General features: G+C 67.8%; 16 protein-coding genes and 1 tRNA gene. 5 read left to right on the top strand and 12 right to left on the bottom strand.

Annotation, left to right across the window (positions count from 1 at the left end; all coding sequences use genetic code 11):
* Nucleotides 1-3 precede the first annotated feature (3 nt).
* Genes pgeF through lgt form a run of 3 tightly spaced genes read right to left on the bottom strand, consistent with a single transcriptional unit; the run spans nt 4 to nt 2,716 of the window.
* A complete protein-coding gene (gene pgeF / locus C8N44_RS15360) occupies nt 4-759 on the bottom strand; it encodes a peptidoglycan editing factor PgeF (RefSeq protein WP_107977658.1) in 756 nt (251 codons plus the stop codon).
* Nucleotides 756-1,820, bottom strand: a complete 1,065-nt coding sequence (locus C8N44_RS15355) for a class I SAM-dependent methyltransferase (protein ID WP_107977657.1) — start codon at nt 1,818-1,820, stop codon at nt 756-758. The genes pgeF and C8N44_RS15355 overlap by 4 nt, the downstream gene beginning before the upstream one ends.
* Nucleotides 1,817-2,716: a prolipoprotein diacylglyceryl transferase gene (gene lgt / locus C8N44_RS15350; RefSeq protein ID WP_107977656.1), complete on the bottom strand. Its 900-nt coding sequence runs from the start codon at nt 2,714-2,716 to the stop codon at nt 1,817-1,819. Before lgt ends, C8N44_RS15355 begins: the two co-directional genes overlap by 4 nt.
* A gap of 95 nt (nt 2,717-2,811) precedes the next feature.
* On the opposite strand from lgt, the gene C8N44_RS15345 reads away from it, so the two are divergent.
* On the top strand, nt 2,812-3,057 hold the full coding sequence (locus tag C8N44_RS15345; RefSeq protein WP_107977655.1) for an accessory factor UbiK family protein: 246 nt from the start codon (nt 2,812-2,814) through the stop codon (nt 3,055-3,057).
* A 240-nt stretch (nt 3,058-3,297) separates the two neighbouring features.
* Here the strand turns inward: C8N44_RS15345 and C8N44_RS15340 are convergent, their stop codons facing one another.
* The 8 genes from C8N44_RS15340 to C8N44_RS15305 all read right to left on the bottom strand — a co-directional run bounded on the left by C8N44_RS15340 (nt 3,298) and on the right by C8N44_RS15305 (nt 11,004).
* Entirely contained in the window at nt 3,298-5,064 is a 1,767-nt protein-coding gene (locus tag C8N44_RS15340; RefSeq protein ID WP_107977704.1) for an adenine deaminase, read from the bottom strand.
* Between the two features lie 5 nt (nt 5,065-5,069).
* Entirely contained in the window at nt 5,070-5,951 is an 882-nt protein-coding gene (locus C8N44_RS15335) for a nucleoside hydrolase (protein WP_107977654.1), read from the bottom strand.
* Nucleotides 5,948-6,961 (bottom strand): ABC transporter ATP-binding protein, encoded by a 1,014-nt coding sequence (locus tag C8N44_RS15330; RefSeq protein ID WP_107977653.1) that lies wholly within the window; start codon nt 6,959-6,961, stop codon nt 5,948-5,950. Before C8N44_RS15330 ends, C8N44_RS15335 begins: the two co-directional genes overlap by 4 nt.
* Complete coding sequence (locus C8N44_RS15325; protein WP_107977652.1) at nt 6,954-7,742, bottom strand: ABC transporter permease; 789 nt, start codon at nt 7,740-7,742, stop codon at nt 6,954-6,956. The genes C8N44_RS15330 and C8N44_RS15325 overlap by 8 nt, the downstream gene beginning before the upstream one ends.
* A 3-nt stretch (nt 7,743-7,745) precedes the next feature.
* Nucleotides 7,746-8,570 (bottom strand): ABC transporter permease, encoded by an 825-nt coding sequence (locus tag C8N44_RS15320; protein ID WP_107977651.1) that lies wholly within the window; start codon nt 8,568-8,570, stop codon nt 7,746-7,748.
* Between the two features lie 111 nt (nt 8,571-8,681).
* Nucleotides 8,682-9,707, bottom strand: a complete 1,026-nt coding sequence (locus C8N44_RS15315; protein WP_107977650.1) for an ABC transporter substrate-binding protein — start codon at nt 9,705-9,707, stop codon at nt 8,682-8,684.
* Nucleotides 9,704-10,699 carry a LacI family DNA-binding transcriptional regulator gene (locus C8N44_RS15310; RefSeq protein ID WP_107977649.1) on the bottom strand — a complete coding sequence of 332 codons (996 nt, stop codon included), beginning with the start codon at nt 10,697-10,699 and terminating at the stop codon, nt 9,704-9,706. Before C8N44_RS15310 ends, C8N44_RS15315 begins: the two co-directional genes overlap by 4 nt.
* A gap of 229 nt (nt 10,700-10,928) precedes the next feature.
* Nucleotides 10,929-11,004 (bottom strand) — tRNA-Lys (locus C8N44_RS15305).
* A 120-nt stretch (nt 11,005-11,124) separates the two neighbouring features.
* On the opposite strand from C8N44_RS15305, the gene dapF reads away from it, so the two are divergent.
* The 4 genes from dapF to C8N44_RS15285 all read left to right on the top strand — a co-directional run bounded on the left by dapF (nt 11,125) and on the right by C8N44_RS15285 (nt 14,787).
* Complete coding sequence (gene dapF, locus C8N44_RS15300) at nt 11,125-11,967, top strand: diaminopimelate epimerase (protein ID WP_107977648.1); 843 nt, start codon at nt 11,125-11,127, stop codon at nt 11,965-11,967.
* Complete coding sequence (gene mtaB / locus C8N44_RS15295; RefSeq protein WP_107977647.1) at nt 11,964-13,232, top strand: tRNA (N(6)-L-threonylcarbamoyladenosine(37)-C(2))-methylthiotransferase MtaB; 1,269 nt, start codon at nt 11,964-11,966, stop codon at nt 13,230-13,232. Before dapF ends, mtaB begins: the two co-directional genes overlap by 4 nt.
* Before the next feature lie 139 nt (nt 13,233-13,371).
* A complete protein-coding gene (locus C8N44_RS15290) occupies nt 13,372-13,992 on the top strand; it encodes an FMN-binding negative transcriptional regulator (protein ID WP_107977646.1) in 621 nt (206 codons plus the stop codon).
* 72 nt (nt 13,993-14,064) lie between these two features.
* On the top strand, nt 14,065-14,787 hold the full coding sequence (locus C8N44_RS15285; protein ID WP_244641025.1) for a CDP-alcohol phosphatidyltransferase family protein: 723 nt from the start codon (nt 14,065-14,067) through the stop codon (nt 14,785-14,787).
* A gap of 80 nt (nt 14,788-14,867) precedes the next feature.
* Here the strand turns inward: C8N44_RS15285 and C8N44_RS15280 are convergent, their stop codons facing one another.
* On the bottom strand, nt 14,868-15,677 hold the full coding sequence (locus tag C8N44_RS15280; RefSeq protein ID WP_107977644.1) for an ABC transporter permease: 810 nt from the start codon (nt 15,675-15,677) through the stop codon (nt 14,868-14,870).
* Between the last annotated feature and the right edge of the window lie 8 nt (nt 15,678-15,685).

Below are 15,685 nucleotides of genomic sequence, written 5' to 3'. Positions count from 1 at the left end.
CCGTCAGAGCCGGATTGTCGAGATGAGCCGCCCGTAGTCGGCCTCGCGTGCGTGGGTCGCACGCCGGAACGAATAGAAGCGTGTCGCATCTGAATAGGTGCAGTGCCGCGTCCATTCCGCCTCCACGCCAGCCTCACGTAACCGGTGCAACCCGTAGCCGGGCAGGTCGAAATGCAGGCGGTCCCCGTCGCCGTTCGCGAAGAACCGTGCATTGACCGGGTCGTCCGCGAGGAAGTCCTCGAAGAACTCCGGCCCGACCTCGTAGGCGCGCTGACTGATCGTGGGGCCGATCACGGCCTTGATGGTTGAGCGGCTCGCGCCCAGGCCTTCCATGGCGTCGATTGTCGCCTCCAGAACCCCGTCCCTCGCCCCGCGCCAGCCGGCATGGGCCGCGCCGATCACGCCGGCCTCTTCGTCCGCGAAGAGCACGGGCTGACAATCCGCCGTGAGCACGCCGATCACCTGACCGGGTGTCGCGGTCACCAGGGCGTCCGCCCGCGGCCGCGGCGGATGCAGCGGGCCCGTGACCGTGATGACGTCGGTCGAGTGCGTCTGGTGCGCTGTCGAGAGATGCTCGGCCCCGACGCCCATGGCATCGGCGACGCGGCCCCTGTTGATTGACACGATTTCGGACTGGTCGGAGCTGCCGGTGCCGCAATTGAGGCCGGCAAAAATGCCCGATGAGGCGCCCCCCTTGCGGGTGAAAAAGCCGTGGCGGACGGAGGACAGCAGGGTGGAGGTGATGATCTCCAGCGTCATGAAGAGACTCCGGGCGGCGGAGGTGCCGCGTGGGGATGAAGGGCAAGAATCTTGAACAGCGAACCCATTTCGTCCGGGTGCGTCAACCTGCGATGCGCGGCGATGTGACTTGCAAGCGCCTCACCTTGCAGGCCGCGGGCGAGCGCCTGGGCGCGCGCGGTGATGCCAAGGCGTTCGAGAAAAACGCCCTGCAGCGCCATCGGGGCATGCGCCGCGGGGGCGGCGGCCTCGGCGATCGCTTCGAAATCCACGTGCGCCGTCAGGTCCGCCACGCCGGGCTGGTCGAAGGGATCTGTCGTTTCGTGATCCCGGACGGCCTGGAAAGTATCACCCTTGCTGCGCCAGTCGCCGTAGTCGGCAATCAGTGCGGCCCCACCGAACTCGGCGATGCGCGCCCCGATGCTGGCGGCGACCGCCCTGGCCGGGGCGTTGGTCTCGACGATGTCGCCGTCGGCGGTATCGGGCAGGCGATGGGCAAGGGCCTGCAGGGGGATAGGCTCAGTCCGACCTGCGACGAGCTGGCCGTCGCGCACCCCGACCACGGTTTCGCGCCACCCGCGCCCCTCGCGCTGGAACTGGCGGATCGGAAGGGCGTCGAAGAATTCGTTGGCGACAAGGAAAAGCGGCGCATCGGGCAGGGTGTCAACCGTGTCGTGCCACTGTGGCTCAGCTTCGCCCAGCCGCCTCTCCTGCTCGGCTCGCAGCGCCGGAGAGCTCTCGACAAGATGCAGCGAGATCGCGTCGTGAAACTTGGGGATGGCGCGCGTGGCGCGCAGGACGTCCTGCATCAGGGTGCCACGCCCGGGGCCGAGTTCGGCCAGCGCGATACGGTTCGGCGCGCCCTGATCCAGCCAGGCCTGCGCGAGGGAGAGCCCGAGGAGTTCTCCGAACATCTGCGAGATCTCCGGCGCGGTGGTGAAGTCCCCGGCCGCGCCGAGGGGATCCTTTGTCACGTAGTAGCCGTGTTCGGGATGAGAGAGGCAGGCGGCCATGTAATCGGCCAGGGTGATCGGGCCGGTGGCCTCGATCTGCGCGATAAGAAGGCGGGCAAGCGGGGTCATGCGGGGCGATGGCCCGGCCGGCGCAGTGCCCAGAAGACCGCGATCAGCCCGGCAGCGATCATCGGCATGTTGAGAAGCTGGCCCATGGTCAGGCCGTAGCCGTCGACATGAATGGCCAGCCCGAGCGGGTTGCCGGGCGACTGGAACTGGGCGTCGGGTTGGCGGAAGAACTCGACGATGAAACGGCCGATCCCGTACCCGGCGAAGAAGGTGCCCGCCACGAGGGCCGGGTACTTCAGGGCGCCGCGCCGCACCAGAGCCAGCAGGACGAGCCCAAGCAACAACCCTTCCAGCCCGGCCTCGTAGAGCTGCGATGGGTGACGGGCGCAGAGGTCTCCGACCGGCTGGCCGCAGTCCTGGGCATAGGGCCCGGGAAAGATCACGCCCCAGGGCAGATCGGTGGGCCGGCCCCAAAGCTCGGCGTTGACGAAGTTCGCCAGCCGGCCGAGCAGCAGGCCCGGAGGCGTGGCCAGCGCCAGGAGATCGGCGGCGGAGGCGAGCGGAATGCGATTCCTGACGCAGAAGATCAGGCTGGCCACGATGACCCCGAGGAGGCCGCCGTGAAAGGACATGCCACCCTGCCAGACCATGGGAATCTGGAGCGGGTTCTGAAGGTAGTAGGCGGGCTGGTAGAAGAAGACGAAGCCGAGCCTGCCGCCGAGGATCACGCCGAGGATCACCCAGGTCAGCAGATCCTCGAGCTGTCGGGGGCTCATCGGCGGGGTCTGCGCCGGCCAGAGGGCAGGGCGCCGGAGGGCGGCGACGGCGAGCCGCCAGCCGATCAGGATCCCGGCGATATAGGCCAGCGCGTACCAGCGCAGGGCGATCTCGACCCCGAAAACGGAGAGGGAGAAGAGCTCGGGGGAAAGGTCGGGAAAGGGGATGGCGGCGCGCATGGCAATCTGGTGCCCTGTGTCCGGGCCGGGGTCAAGGTTGAGGCCGGGGGCCACGTGGCCCATATAGGTGGGTGAATGCAACGGCGGAGTGACCCATGCAGACACGCAACAAGGTTTTCGACGATCTATCGCAGCTCATGACCAACGCGATGGGTGTCGCGCAGGGGGCGCGGGGAGAGGCCGAGACGGCGATGAAATCGATGATCGACCGTTGGTTGGCCGACCGCGACTTCGTGACCCGCGAAGAATTCGACGCGGTTCGGGCCATGGCCCAGAAAGCGCGCGAGGAAAATGAGGCGCTGAAGGCGCGGCTCGACGCGCTGGAGAAGGGCGCCGAGTGAAGCCGCGCCGGCGGGGTGGATCCTGCCCCGCCCGCGCGAGAGTCCAGAGTGTCCCGGGCCGGGACATTTCTCCGTACCAATGAAATCAACGGGTTAAGCTCGCGCGTTAACCGGGACGTAACGCTTGTCCCTGCCAAGGCCGCCGCTGCCCCCGCTTCTTCTTGGCACAAATACTCCGGGGGAGTCGCGGCGTGCCGCGACGGGGGCAGCGCCCCCTGACCGCTCTGCCAGAGGTGCGCCTCAGCCGAGGCAGGTCTCCAGAATCTTGCCCTCGAAGACATCGACCAGCCCCACGTCGCTCAACCTCGGCCCCGGATTGCAGACGAGCGAGGCCCCGAAGAGCGCCTTGAAGACGAGGTAGGGGGGCTGCCAATCGACAAGCTCTTCCATCGCGGCACGGATCGCGGCGAAGCGCTGGGCGACCTCGGAAAGCGGCACATCGCTCACGAGCCCGGCGACGGGCAGGGCGAGCATTTCCGTCACTTCTCCGTTACGGGCGACGGCGAGCCCGCCTCCGGCCTCGCGCAGGGCATTGCCGGCGGCGGCCATGTCGGCGGGATCGCGCCCGAAGATCGTCAGGTTGTGACTGTCGTGCGAGACGGTGGTGGCGAAGGCGCCGCGCCAGGTGCTCCAGTTTTCCAGAAAGGCCACGCGCACGGGCGCGCCTGTGCCGTGCCGGTTCACGACCGCCATGCGGATCATGTCGTCGGGAAGCACCAGATTGCCGTCTGAGACCGCCACCTCGCGGCGGCCCCATTCCGGGAAGCGTGGTTTCGACAGGGTGGCGATGGTGGCGCGTGGGCCCTGCGCGGGCACCTCGAAATCAGCGGGCGCCAGCGGGGCGAGCTTCATGGTCTCGCGCAGGGCGGCGGGGGGCGGCGCGGACCAGGCCGGGGTCGTGAGCGTACCGCCCGAGGCGACAAGGCGGCCATTGGCGATGACATCTGCCGCGCGCACCTGCGCCATGTCCGAGAGCAGCACCAGATCGGCGCGGCGGCCGGGGGCAACAAGGCCAAGGTCAGGGCGCCCGATGCGCGTCGCTGCGTTCAGCGTCGCGGCGCGATAGGCCCAGAGCGGCGGCAGGCCGCAGTCCACCAGCATCCGGATCACCGCGTCGAGCCCGCCCTGGGCCAGAAGGTCATCGGGAAAGACGTCGTCGGTGCAGAGCGTCACGGTCTGCGGCAGTTCGCCGAGTGAGAGCAGCGCTTCGGCGAACTCGGGCAGCAGGTGCGCGTGCGAACCGCGCAACTCGATGGTGAAACCGGCCTCGAGCTTGGCCAGGAGGTCGCCGGCGCTTGTCAGCTCGTGATCGGTTTCGACCCCGGCAGCGGCAAAGGCGGCAAGGTCGCCGCCCGCAAGGCCGCGCCCGTGGCCGCAGACGCGCTTGCCGCTGGCAAGCCCCGCAGCGACGATTCCGGTGACGCGCGGATCGCCGTCGAGCAGCTGATGCATGGTCATGAGTTCGGCGGCGCCGTGGGTGTCGTCGCGGGCGAGCCAGCGCGCAACGGTCTCGGGGCCGAAATCGCCGCCCGAGACCTCGTAGCCGGGGGCCGAGGGCACGCAGGTCGGCACCAGCGGCAGCAGCCGCAGGGGCAGGTCGCGGGCGGCGGCGCAGGCGTGCTCAAGCCCGGCCTCGCCCGCGACATTGGCGAATTCATGCGGGTCCCAAAGCGCGGTTGTCACGCCGCGCGGCACCACGGCGCCCGCGTATTCGGCGGGCGTCACCATGGAGCTTTCCACGTGCATGTGCGTGTCGACGAAGCCAGGCACGATGGTCATGCCGCGGGCGTCGTGACGGGCGTGGGCGTCGCGCCGGGCGTCGCCGGGCGCGTGGACGCTGGCGATGAGCGGCCCGACAAGGCCGACATCGGCGCGGCGGGTGCGGCCTGTGACCATGTCCATGACCTCGCCGCCCTCGATCAGCAGATCGAAAGGGGCAAGGCCACGTGCGGCCTTCACGGCGCGGGCACGCAGCGCGGGGTCATTGAGATCACCGGGGAACGGCATGTCGGTCACCCCTCTTTCAGCGCGTCGAGGCAGAGACGCGCGGCAGTGTCGGAAACGCCGGTGGCAAGGCGCGTGGGCGTCTGCGGGTCGGCGGTGAAGCGAGTGGCGCCGTAGCTGTCGTCCGGGGTCGTTGAGACGGTCATGTGGTGCGGCGCGAAGGTCAGGGCACCGGGGTCTGCCACGGCCAGCGCGGCCAGCGGGTCGTAGATTGCCATGCCGGGGCGGCCACGCGACAGGCCGATGTCGAGGTAGCCGCCCAGAAGATCGGCGGTCAGCGGCTCGCATCTGGGCAGGTCGTCGGGGCCGAAGGTGACTTTCCGGCAGATCTCGAGGTCAACCACGTCGAGGGGCAGCCCGGATGCGGCGACGGCGGCCAGCGCCTCGGGGTCGGCGAGCGCGTTGAATTCGGCCTGCGCGGAGTGGTTGCCGCGCCCGGCGCTGCCGCCCATCCAGACCAGCCGGGTGATCCGTTGGGCAGCGCGCGGGGCACTCTCGATCAGCCGGGCGATGTTGGTCAGGGGCCCCAGGGCGAGGACGGTGCGTTCGCCTTCGTCCTGCAACCAGGCGGCGAGGGCTTCCACGGCATCGGTGGGGACCTCGGGGCCGACGACTTCGGGCAGGTAGGCGCCACGGCTTTGCATGCCACGGGGCCCGAGAATGCGTCCGGCGGTTTCCTGATCGCGCACGAGCGGGCGATCGGCGCCCGCGTGCAGGGGCGCCTCGAAGCCATAATATGCGGCGGCACCCTGTGCATTCGCCACGACGCGCGGCAGCGGCGCGTTGCCCGCGACGAGTGAAATGCCGTCGACCGAGACGCCCGCGTGACGCAGCAGAAGCAGCGCCCAGAGGTCGTCGAAGCCGTAGTCCGTGTCGACCCAGATGCTCATGCGGCAAGCGGGCGGGCGGTGGCTTCGGGCAGGTCGAAGGTCAGCGTCTCGCCGATCTCGACGCGGGGCAGGGCGATGTCGGCGTCGGCCTTGATCGGGCCGAGTGCGCTCTCGAGCACGTATTCCCGGTGCGCCCCGGCAAAGCTGGTGGCGACGACGCGGCCCTCGTGTGGGCCCGAGCCGACCGTCACGCCATCGGGCCGCCAGGCGAGAAGCGGGCTGGTCGTGGCAAAGCCCAGTGGCAGGGTGCCCTTGTCGCTGACCACCTTGCCGCCCTCGACGCGGAAGATGTTCTCGAAGCCCATGAATTCTGCCGCGAAGGCGGTCTCGGGACGGGCATAAAGATCAGCGGGCGTGCCGAGCTGTTCGATCCGGCCCTCCTTCATCAGGACGATGCGGTCGGCAAGCGCCAGCGCCTCGGCCTGATCGTGGGTGACGAAGACCATGGTGACGCCGGTTTCCTTCTGCACGCGCTGCAGCTCGGTCCGCATCTCGAGCCGCAGGCGCGCGTCGAGGTTCGACAGCGGCTCGTCCAGCAGCAGCACCTTGGGCTGCATGACAAGCGAGCGGGCCAGCGCGAGGCGCTGCTGCTGGCCGCCCGACATCTCGGCGGGCTTGCGCTTGTCGTAGCCGGTGAGGCCCACGGTGGCGAGGCCCTGCAGGGTGCGCTCGGTGATCTCGTTCGCCGAAAGCTTCTGCAGGCGCAGGCCGAAGGCCACGTTCTCGAAGGCGTTGAGATGGGGGAAGAGCGCGTAGCTCTGGAAGACGAGGCCGATGCCGCGCTTGTTGGCGGGCACGCGGGTCACGTCGCGCCCGTCGATGGTGATGCGGCCAGACGCGGGGGCAAGCAGCCCGGCGATGGCGCGCATGGTCGTGGTCTTGCCGCAGCCCGAGGGGCCGAGCAGGGCGATCAGTTCGCCCTCGCGAATGCCGAGGTTCAGCTCGGGGACGGCGACGCTCTGGCCGTAGGTCAGGGTCAGGTCTGTCAGTTGGACGTAGGTGTCAGACATAGCGAGAGAATCCCAGCAGACGTTCGGCGACGAAGACGATGGCAAGCGACATGAAGGCCAGCAGGGCCGAGAGCGCCGCGACGGAGGGATCGAAGGTGATCTCCATGTAGGCGAGCATGTCGATGGGCAGGGTGCGGACCCCGGGGCCCGACAGGAAGAGCGAGACCGGCACCTGGTTGAACGAGGTCACGAAGCCGAGGATGAAGGCGGCAAGCACGCCACCACGGATGTTCGGAAGCACGACCTTGGTGAAGGCCTGGAAGCGCGAGCAGCCCAGCAGGACGGCGGCCTCTTCCATGTCGCCGCGCAGGTTGTGCATGGAGGAAGAGACGACGCGCACGGCGTAGGGCAGCACCAGCGCCGTGTGCGCCATGAAAAGCGCCATGGTCACCGTCACGTCGAGCGGCACCACCACGTAGCGCAGCAGGGCAAGGCCCACGATGATGCCCGGCACGATGATCGGTGCCGCCACGATGGTGCGCACGGTTTCGGCGCCGGGCAGGTCGTAGCGGTTGAGCGCGTAGGCCGCCGGCACACCCAGTACCAGCGCCAGCAGCGTGCCGAAGATGGCGAGCCCCATGGACAGCATGAAGCTCGCGCGGAAGCTCTCGACGGTGAAGACCTTGGCGTACCAGCGCAGGGTCAGCCCCTGCGGCGGGAAGGCGAGGAACTCGGTATCCGAGGCGCCGGCCAGGATGATGATGAGGAATGGGCCGATCAGGAAGGTCAGCGTCAGCCCGAGGATGATCCAGTTCGCGGTGGTGCGCCCGATGGTGTTCATGGCTCAGCTCCGGGCCGTGGCGATCTTCTTCAGCAGAAGGTTCGCCGAGAAGGACATGACGATGAGGATCATGGCGATGACGCTGGCCGAGACGAAGTCGTTCGAGACGTTCACGCGCTGGTAGAGCAGCGTCTCCAGCATCAGCACCTTGGATCCGCCGAGGATCGCGGGGGTGATGTAGGCGGTGAGCGAGCCGGTGAAGACCAGCGTGCCGCCGATCACCAGGCCCTCTTTCGTGAGCGGCAGGATCACCTTGAAGAAGACCGAGATCCAGCTTGCCCCCAGCACGCGCGCCGCGGGGATCACGTCGCGGGGGATGTTCTCCATCGCCGAGACCAGCGAGATGATCATCAGCGGCAGGAACAGCTGCAACAGGCCGAGGTAGACGGCGGTTTCGGTGAAGAGCAGCCGCAGGGGCGACTCCGAAAGGCCAAGCCCGGTGATGGCGCCGTTGACGATACCGGTGCGGCCGAGGATCACGATCCAGGCGTAGGTCCGCGCCACGGGCGAGATCATCAGCGGCAGGACCACCATGCCGAAGATCGTCCCGCGGGCGCGTCCGCCGAGGTTCACGATGCAGAAGGCGGCGGCATAGCCGATCACCGCGGCGCTGCCCGCGACCAGCGCGCCGAGCTTGAGCGTCCGCAGGAAGACCGTGCGGTTCAGCGGCGCCGAGAAGAAATCGACGTAGCCCTGCAGCGAGAAGCCACCGCCGGTGCCGCGAAAGGCCTCGGACAGGAGGACCGCCACCGGGGCGAGAAAGAGCAGCGACGAGAAGATTGCCGCCGGAAGGGCCAGTGCCAGCCCTTCGCGCCTGTTGCGGAACATGAAAGCGATCCCCGCTTGAAAATCAGATGGTTGCACCCCCGGCGCGGCGAACCGCACCGGGGAAGACGGCGGGGGCACGCCGGACGGCCCCCGCACGCATGCTCGGAAGGGTTAGCGGATCACCTCGGCGTTCCACTGCTCGACCCAGGCCTCGCGGTTCTCGACGATCTCGGAGGCGGGCATGATGTTGAGCGAATTGATGACGTCGGCGCCGTAGGTCAGGTTGTCGGCGATCTCTTCGCTGACCTCGACCTCCTTGTTGGCGGGGCTGTCCACCAGCATCTCGGCGATCTTGGTCTGCACCTCGGTCGAGAGCCAGTAATCCATGAACTCGTAGGCGAGTTCCTCGTTGCCGTTGTCCTTGGTCATGACCATCACGTTCATGCCGCCGGCCTGGCCTTCCTCGGGCGTGGCCCAAGCGAAGGGCAGGCCCGCGTCCTTGAAGCTGCCCCAGGCGAACTTGCCCACGGGCGCCGCGATCACTTCCTGCTGGTTCATGAGCTGCACCAGCTCGGACGAGCGGGAATAGAAGGTGACGATGTCGTCGGAATGCTCGCCGATGGTCGAGATAACCTGGCCGTAGTCCTCGGTCTCGCCCATGGCCTTGCCCAGCATCATGAGCGTGAGCGGGCCTTGCGTGCCGGTGATGTTGGGCAGCGCCACCTGGCCGGCCAGCTCGTCACCCAGCAGGTCGCCCCAGCTGTCGATCTCGACAAGGTCCGAGCGGTAGACGATCGAGGAGGCATAGTAGGTGTAGCCCACCGCCATGCCGTCGCCGTTGGGGTCCTTGGCGCTGTCGTAGAGCTTGTCGAAGTTCGAGAGTTTCGAGCTGTCGATGGGGGCGAGCAGGTCCTTTTCGGCAAGGCTGAGCGCGTCCTGCGTCGAGATCACGGCCATGTCGATGACCGGGTCCGCGGCGTTGGCTTCGATCTTGGCCATGCGCTCGACGCTGTTGCCGGTCTCGACCACCACGTCGCAGCCGCACATTTCCTCGAAGGGCTCGTAGAGCGCCTCGGTGTATTCGTCCTGGGCGAAGGAATAGACCGAGATGGTCAGGGTCTTGTCCTGGGCCGTGGCGGCGGTGGCGAGCGCGCTGGCGGCACAGCCGAGCGCGAGAAGGGACAGGGTCGATTTCATGAGTTGGCTCCTTGTTGGTCAGTTTCTTGCTGTCGTGAGAGGGCGCGCGGGACCGCAGTCGAGGTGCGCAGCACCAGCCGCATGGGAACGGCCAGCGAGGGGTCGTCCGGGGCGTGACCGGCAATGCGGCGGGCTAGGACGTCGAGCGCGTGTTCGGCAATGGTCTGCACGTCCTGCGCGATGGTCGTCAGTTCCGGGTGCATGGCGGTGGCGAGCGGCAGGTCGTCGAAGCCGGTCAGGCTGACATCGCCCGGCACCGAGAGGCCGGCACGCGACAGCCGCGAATGGGCGCCAAGTGCGATCAGGTCCGAGGTGGCCATGACGGCGGTTGCCCCGCCTTCGATCAGGTGGGGTACGGCGTCGAGGCCCGCCTCGCCCCAGGCGACGTGGTGCCGGGCGTCGGGGCCAAGCCCCTCGATCATGCCGCGGATGCGGTCCTGCTGCACCTCGGACACCGCATCGCCCCCCAGAAGGACGACCTCGCGGTGGCCCAGGCCCGCGATATGCGTGCCGAGCTGCCGCCCGCCGCCGAGGTGGTCGGCGGAGACGGTGGTGCGCGGGTCCGAGGCGGTATTGATGACGACCGCGGGAATGCCGTCGGGCACCGGGGAGGTGCCCTTCTGCGGCACGATGACGATGCCGTCGACGCCGCGCCCGACAAGCTGGGTCAGCGCCTCGTCCTGGCGGGCGGCATCGCCGCGCGAATCCGCGATCAGGATGCCGAGCCCGCGACTTTCCGCGGCGATCGAGAGGTTCTGCGCGATGCGGGGGAAAAGCGGGTTCGTCAGGTCCGGCATCACCAGCCCGAGGATGCCGCTCTGCCCGGTCTTGAGCGCGCGGGCGGCACTGCTGGGGCGATAGCCCAGCTCGCTCGCAAGCGTCCGGATGCGGGTGGCCAGCTCCTCGGAGACGCGCCCCTTGCCCGAGAGGGCATTGGACACGGTGGCGGTCGACACCCCGATATCCCTGGCGATCTGCTTGAGGCTGGTCATCTGCGCTCCATCGTTGGTGAAACGATTAAGCGAGCGATTCTTCTTCGGTCAATCGTAAATTAATCGATTAACCATCTAGGGGGGAATCAGTAGGGATTCTGCTCAATCCTTGCGCAGGAGGTACGGAGTCGGGGATGTTGGCGACGGAAACGATCCGGAGTCCGGGCGTTGGCACGGATCGTCTGCCACTGGCGACGACCGGCATCTGGTTGCCCGGATCTGAATGAAGTGGTGAGCCGTGCAGGATTCGAACCTGCGACCCACTGATTAAAAGTCAGTTGCTCTACCAACTGAGCTAACGGCCCACTGTGGCGGCGTATCTAGGGAAGGCGTTCGGGGGGGTCAACCCATAAAATCGAGCGAAACGCGGGTGTTTCGCGGTGTCGCTCAAGACTGCTCTGGAAAGGGGCGGACGTGATCCGTATATGCGGCGCATGAACACGCGTGGGACAGACCGCCTGCCCTTCATGAAGATGCATGGGCTGGGGAACGATTTCGTCGTTCTCGACGCGCGTGCGCGTGCGGTGGAGATGACCCCGGCGCTGGCCTCTCGGCTGGCCGACCGCAACCGCGGGGTGGGATTCGACCAGCTTGCGGTGATCTCGGAGCGCGGGGACAGCGATGCGCACCTGACCTTCTACAACGCTGACGGCTCGCTGTCGGCGGCCTGCGGCAACGCCACGCGCTGCATCGGCCGGATGCTGTTGGACGAGACCGGCCGGACGGCGCTGGAGCTGACCACCGACCACGGCAGGCTTGCCGTGCGGGAGGCAGGCGGCGGGCTGACCTCGGTCAACATGGGACCGCCTCAGCTCAAGTGGGACGAGATCCCGCTGGCCGAGGAGATGGACACGCTGGAGCTGCCCATCGAGGGGGTGCCGACCGCGACCGGCATGGGCAATCCGCATTGCAGCTTCTTCGTCGAGGACGCCGAGGCGGTGCCGCTGGAAAGCTTCGGCCCCCGCTACGAGCATCATCCGCTGTTCCCCGAACGCACCAATGTGCAGGTGGTGAGCCTTGCCGGTCCCGACCGGCTTCGCATGCGCGTCTGGGAGCGCGGCGCGGGGATCACATTGGCCTCGGGGTCGTCCTCCTGTGCGGTTGCGGTGGCCGCGGCGCGGCGGGGGCTGACCGGGCGCGCGGTGACGGTCTGCCTTGATGGCGGCGAGCTGCAGGTCGACTGGCGCGAGGACGGTGTCTGGATGACCGGACCGACGGCGTATGTCTTTGACGGCGTGCTGACATCTGACTGGCTGGAGGGCGCATGACGGACGCGCCGAAATTCACGACGCTGGGCTGCCGGCTCAACGCCTACGAGACCGAGGCCATGAAGGCGCTTGCCGAAGAGGCGGGCGTCGACAATGCCGTCGTGGTCAATACCTGCGCGGTGACGCAGGAGGCCGTCCGCAAAGCGCGGCAAGAGATCCGGCGCCTGCGGCGCGAGAACCCCGACGCGCGGGTGATCGTGACCGGCTGTGCCGCGCAGATCGACCCCGAGGGCTTTTCCTCGATGGCAGAGGTCGACGCGGTCATCGGCAATACCGAGAAGATGTCGCCCGAGACCTGGAAGGGGCTGTCGGCCGATTTCATCGGCGAGACGGAGGCCGTGCAGGTCAACGATATCATGTCGGTGACCGAGACGGCGGGCCACCTGATCGACGGGTTCGGCACGCGGTCTCGCGCCTACGTGCAGGTGCAGAATGGCTGCGACCACCGCTGTACCTTCTGCATCATCCCCTATGGCCGCGGCAATTCGCGCTCGGTCCCGGCGGGCGTCGTCGTGGACCAGATCAAGCGGCTGGTCGGGCGCGGCTACAACGAGGTGGTGCTGACCGGCGTGGACCTGACAAGTTGGGGCGCCGACCTGCCGGGCGAGCCGCGGCTGGGCGATCTGGTCATGCGGATCCTGAAGCTGGTGCCGGACCTGCCGCGGCTGCGCATCAGCTCGATCGATTCGATCGAGGCGGACGCGAACCTGATGCTGGCCATCGCGACGGAAAAGCGGCTGATGCCGCACCTGCACCTGTCGCTCCAGCACGGCGACGATCTGATCCTGAAGCGGATGAAGCGGCGGCACCTGCGCGACGATGCCATCGCCTTTTGCGAGGAGGCCCGGAAGCTGCGGCCCGAGATGACCTTCGGCGCGGATATCATCGCCGGGTTCCCCACCGAGAGCGAGGCGCATTTCGAGAATTCGCTGAAGCTGGTGGAGGACTGCGACCTGACCTGGCTGCATGTCTTTCCCTATTCGGCCCGTCCCGGCACGCCTGCCGCGCGCATCCCGAACCGCGTCAACGGGGCGGTCATAAAGGAGCGCGCCGGGCGCCTGCGGGCGGCCGGGGCCGCCGCGGTCGAGAAGCATCTGGCCGGTCAGTCCGGCCGGTCGCATTCGGTGCTGATGGAGGCGCCTGACATGGGCCGGACCGAGCAGTTCACCGAGGTGCGCTTTGCCGCGCCACAGGCCGAAGGCGCCATCGTCGCGGCGCGGGTGACCGGGTACGAAGGCAGCCAGCTGACCGCCGTGCCCCTGTAGGAGCGCGAGGGGCGCTGCCCCTCTGGCGCGCGTGCCGCGCGCCATTCACCCCGGAGTATTTCTGCCAAGAAGAAGCCGGGCGCCTTGCGCCGGGTCCTGCGGGCCGGGAAGCTGGCGGCGCCACAGGCAAGGAGAGGACATGCACCCGAATCCCGTTTTCCGGAAGACCGGCGCCGCGCGGTCACTTGAGTTTGCGCGGGAGCGCGGTTTCGGCATCCTGGCGGTGTCGGGCGGCGGCGCGCCGCTTCTGTCGCATGTGCCCTTCCTTCTCTCGACGGATGGTGCGAGCGCGGAGCTGCACCTGGTGCGGTCGAACCCGATCTGCCGGGCCGTGGAAGAAGGTGTCGCGGCGCGGATCGCGGTGAGCGGGCCCGACGGCTATATTTCGCCCGACTGGTACGGAGACCCGGGGCAGGTGCCCACATGGAACTACGTGGCGGTACATCTGACAGGTGTGCTTCGCGCGCTGCCGCATGTGGAGATGGAGGGCATGCTCGCCCGGCAGTCGGCGCAGTTCGAGGAGCGGCTGCCGAAACCACCCTGGACCATGGACAAGATGGACCCGGAGGCGAAGGCGCGGATGCTGAGGATGATTCTGCCGTTCCGGTTCGAGATCGCCGAGGTCGAAAGCACCTGGAAGCTGAACCAGAACAAGGACGAGGCCGCGCGTCTTGGGGCCGCAGGCGCGGTGGGCGGAGGAATCGGGTCGGAGCTCGGGGCGCTGGCCGAGCTCATGCGCACGCCTCCGGACATGACGTGACACGGCGGCATGATGCCGTCCGGGCGGTACGGAATGTTTGCCTCGGGCGCGCGATTCCGTCATGACAGAACGATGACGAAGCCGCTTACCAATCCTCTCACGCAGATCGAGCACCGGGCTCTTTCGGTGCATCTGCTGACCGCGACCGGCGCGGTCTTTGCCATGCTCGCGCTGCTTGCAGCGGCGCAGGAGCAATGGTCGGTCATGTTCCTATGGCTGGTCGTGGCCTTCGCCGTCGATGGTGTCGACGGTCCGCTGGCCCGGAAGTACGACGTGAAACTCAATTCGCCCCGTTTCGACGGGGTGCTGCTCGACCTCATCATCGACTACCTGACCTATGTCTTCATTCCGGCCTTCGCGCTCTTCGGATCGGGGCTGCTGCCGGGCTGGACGGGATGGATGGCGATCATCGTGATCACCTTCGCCAGCGCGCTCTACTTCGCCGACAGCCGGATGAAGACCACGGACAATTCCTTCCAGGGGTTCCCGGGGTGCTGGAACATGCTGGTGATCGTGCTGTTCGCGGTGCGGCCCGATTTCTGGATCATCATGGCGCTGGTCGTCGTGCTGGCGGTCGCCATGTTCCTGCCGCTGAAGTTCATCCACCCGGTGCGGACGGCGCGCTGGCGGGCAGTGTCGCTGCCGGTCGCCTTTGTCTGGACCTTCTGCGCCGGCTGGGCCGCCTGGGTCGATTTCGATCCGCAGAGCTGGGCGCACTGGGGGCTGGTGGTGAGCTCGATCTACCTGATCTTCGCGGGGATCGCGCAGCAGCTAGTGCCGCAGAAGTCTCGCTGAGGCGGCCCTTGTGCAGAAGTTAAAAGACCGCCGCGCGGGATGCGCGGCGGTCTTTTCGTGTGCTGTGATGCCCGTCGGCGTCAGGCCTTGAGGCGGGCGCCGCGACGGAAAAGCCACCAGGCCCCGACGACCACCGCTGCAGTGGCGAGCAGCGAGATGGCGAAGCCGAGGAGCGGCGCGCTGTCGGAGACGCCGATGAGGCTCCAACGGGCGCCGTCGATCAGGTAGAAGACCGGGTTCACGTGGGTGATCTGGTAGAGCACCGGCGGCATGGCCTCGACCGAGTAGAAGGTGCCCGAGAGGAAGGCGAGCGGCATGACCACGAAGTTGGTGATGGCGGCCATCTGGTCGAACTTCTGGGCGTAGATGCCGGCAAGGATGCCGAGGCCCGACAGGAACGCGCCGCCGAGGACCACGTAGACGATCAGGGCCAGCGGGTGGGCGGGAACGATGCCCAGGGCGGCCCAGACACCGAGAGCGATGGCCGCTGCCACCACGACGCCGCGGGCGATGCCGCCTGCGAGGTAGCCTGCCACGAGCTCGCCCGGGGAGAGCGGGGGCATGAGCGTGTCGACGATATTGCCCTGCACCTTGGCGACCATGATCGAGCTCGAGGTGTTGGCGAAGGCGTTCTGGATCACGTTCATCATCAGGATGCCGGGCGCGATGAAGGTGGTGAAGGGCACGCCCATCACGTCGCCGCGCCGGGGGCCGATGGCGATGGTGAAGATCACGAGGAAGAGGCCCGCGGTCACCAGGGGCGCCAGCAGCGTCTGCGTCCAGACGTTCATGAAGCGTTTGACCTCGCGCAGGCTGAGCGTCCACAGCCCCATCCAGTTGATGCGGCCGAAGCGGCGGATGCCGTGGTCGAAGCTTTGCGTGTCGGTCATAGGTCCTC

The sequence above is a fragment of the Allosediminivita pacifica genome (genome assembly GCF_003054175.1).
GTDB lineage: Bacteria > Pseudomonadota > Alphaproteobacteria > Rhodobacterales > Rhodobacteraceae > Allosediminivita > Allosediminivita pacifica.
Note: the sequence above shows the minus strand (reverse complement) of the source record. Positions and strands in the feature narration are given on the sequence as shown.

Bases quoted from the DNA above. Each gene is read 5' to 3' on its own strand.
- C8N44_RS15290 (WP_107977646.1), top strand. From the start codon at position 13,372: ATGCACCCGAATCCCGTTTTCCGGAAGACCGGCGCCGCGCGGTCACTT.
- lgt (WP_107977656.1), bottom strand. From the start codon at position 2,716: ATGCGCGCCGCCATCCCCTTTCCCGACCTTTCCCCCGAGCTCTTCTCC.
- C8N44_RS15285 (WP_244641025.1), top strand. From the start codon at position 14,065: ATGACGAAGCCGCTTACCAATCCTCTCACGCAGATCGAGCACCGGGCT.
- pgeF (WP_107977658.1), bottom strand. From the start codon at position 759: ATGACGCTGGAGATCATCACCTCCACCCTGCTGTCCTCCGTCCGCCAC.
- dapF (WP_107977648.1), top strand. From the start codon at position 11,125: ATGCGGCGCATGAACACGCGTGGGACAGACCGCCTGCCCTTCATGAAG.
- C8N44_RS15325 (WP_107977652.1), bottom strand. From the start codon at position 7,742: ATGAACACCATCGGGCGCACCACCGCGAACTGGATCATCCTCGGGCTG.
- C8N44_RS15340 (WP_107977704.1), bottom strand. From the start codon at position 5,064: ATGCCGTTCCCCGGTGATCTCAATGACCCCGCGCTGCGTGCCCGCGCC.
- C8N44_RS15345 (WP_107977655.1), top strand. From the start codon at position 2,812: ATGCAGACACGCAACAAGGTTTTCGACGATCTATCGCAGCTCATGACC.
- C8N44_RS15320 (WP_107977651.1), bottom strand. From the start codon at position 8,570: ATGTTCCGCAACAGGCGCGAAGGGCTGGCACTGGCCCTTCCGGCGGCA.
- C8N44_RS15310 (WP_107977649.1), bottom strand. From the start codon at position 10,699: ATGACCAGCCTCAAGCAGATCGCCAGGGATATCGGGGTGTCGACCGCC.
- C8N44_RS15335 (WP_107977654.1), bottom strand. From the start codon at position 5,951: ATGAGCATCTGGGTCGACACGGACTACGGCTTCGACGACCTCTGGGCG.
- C8N44_RS15315 (WP_107977650.1), bottom strand. From the start codon at position 9,707: ATGAAATCGACCCTGTCCCTTCTCGCGCTCGGCTGTGCCGCCAGCGCG.
- C8N44_RS15355 (WP_107977657.1), bottom strand. From the start codon at position 1,820: ATGACCCCGCTTGCCCGCCTTCTTATCGCGCAGATCGAGGCCACCGGC.
- C8N44_RS15280 (WP_107977644.1), bottom strand. From the start codon at position 15,677: ATGACCGACACGCAAAGCTTCGACCACGGCATCCGCCGCTTCGGCCGC.
- mtaB (WP_107977647.1), top strand. From the start codon at position 11,964: ATGACGGACGCGCCGAAATTCACGACGCTGGGCTGCCGGCTCAACGCC.
- C8N44_RS15330 (WP_107977653.1), bottom strand. From the start codon at position 6,961: ATGTCTGACACCTACGTCCAACTGACAGACCTGACCCTGACCTACGGC.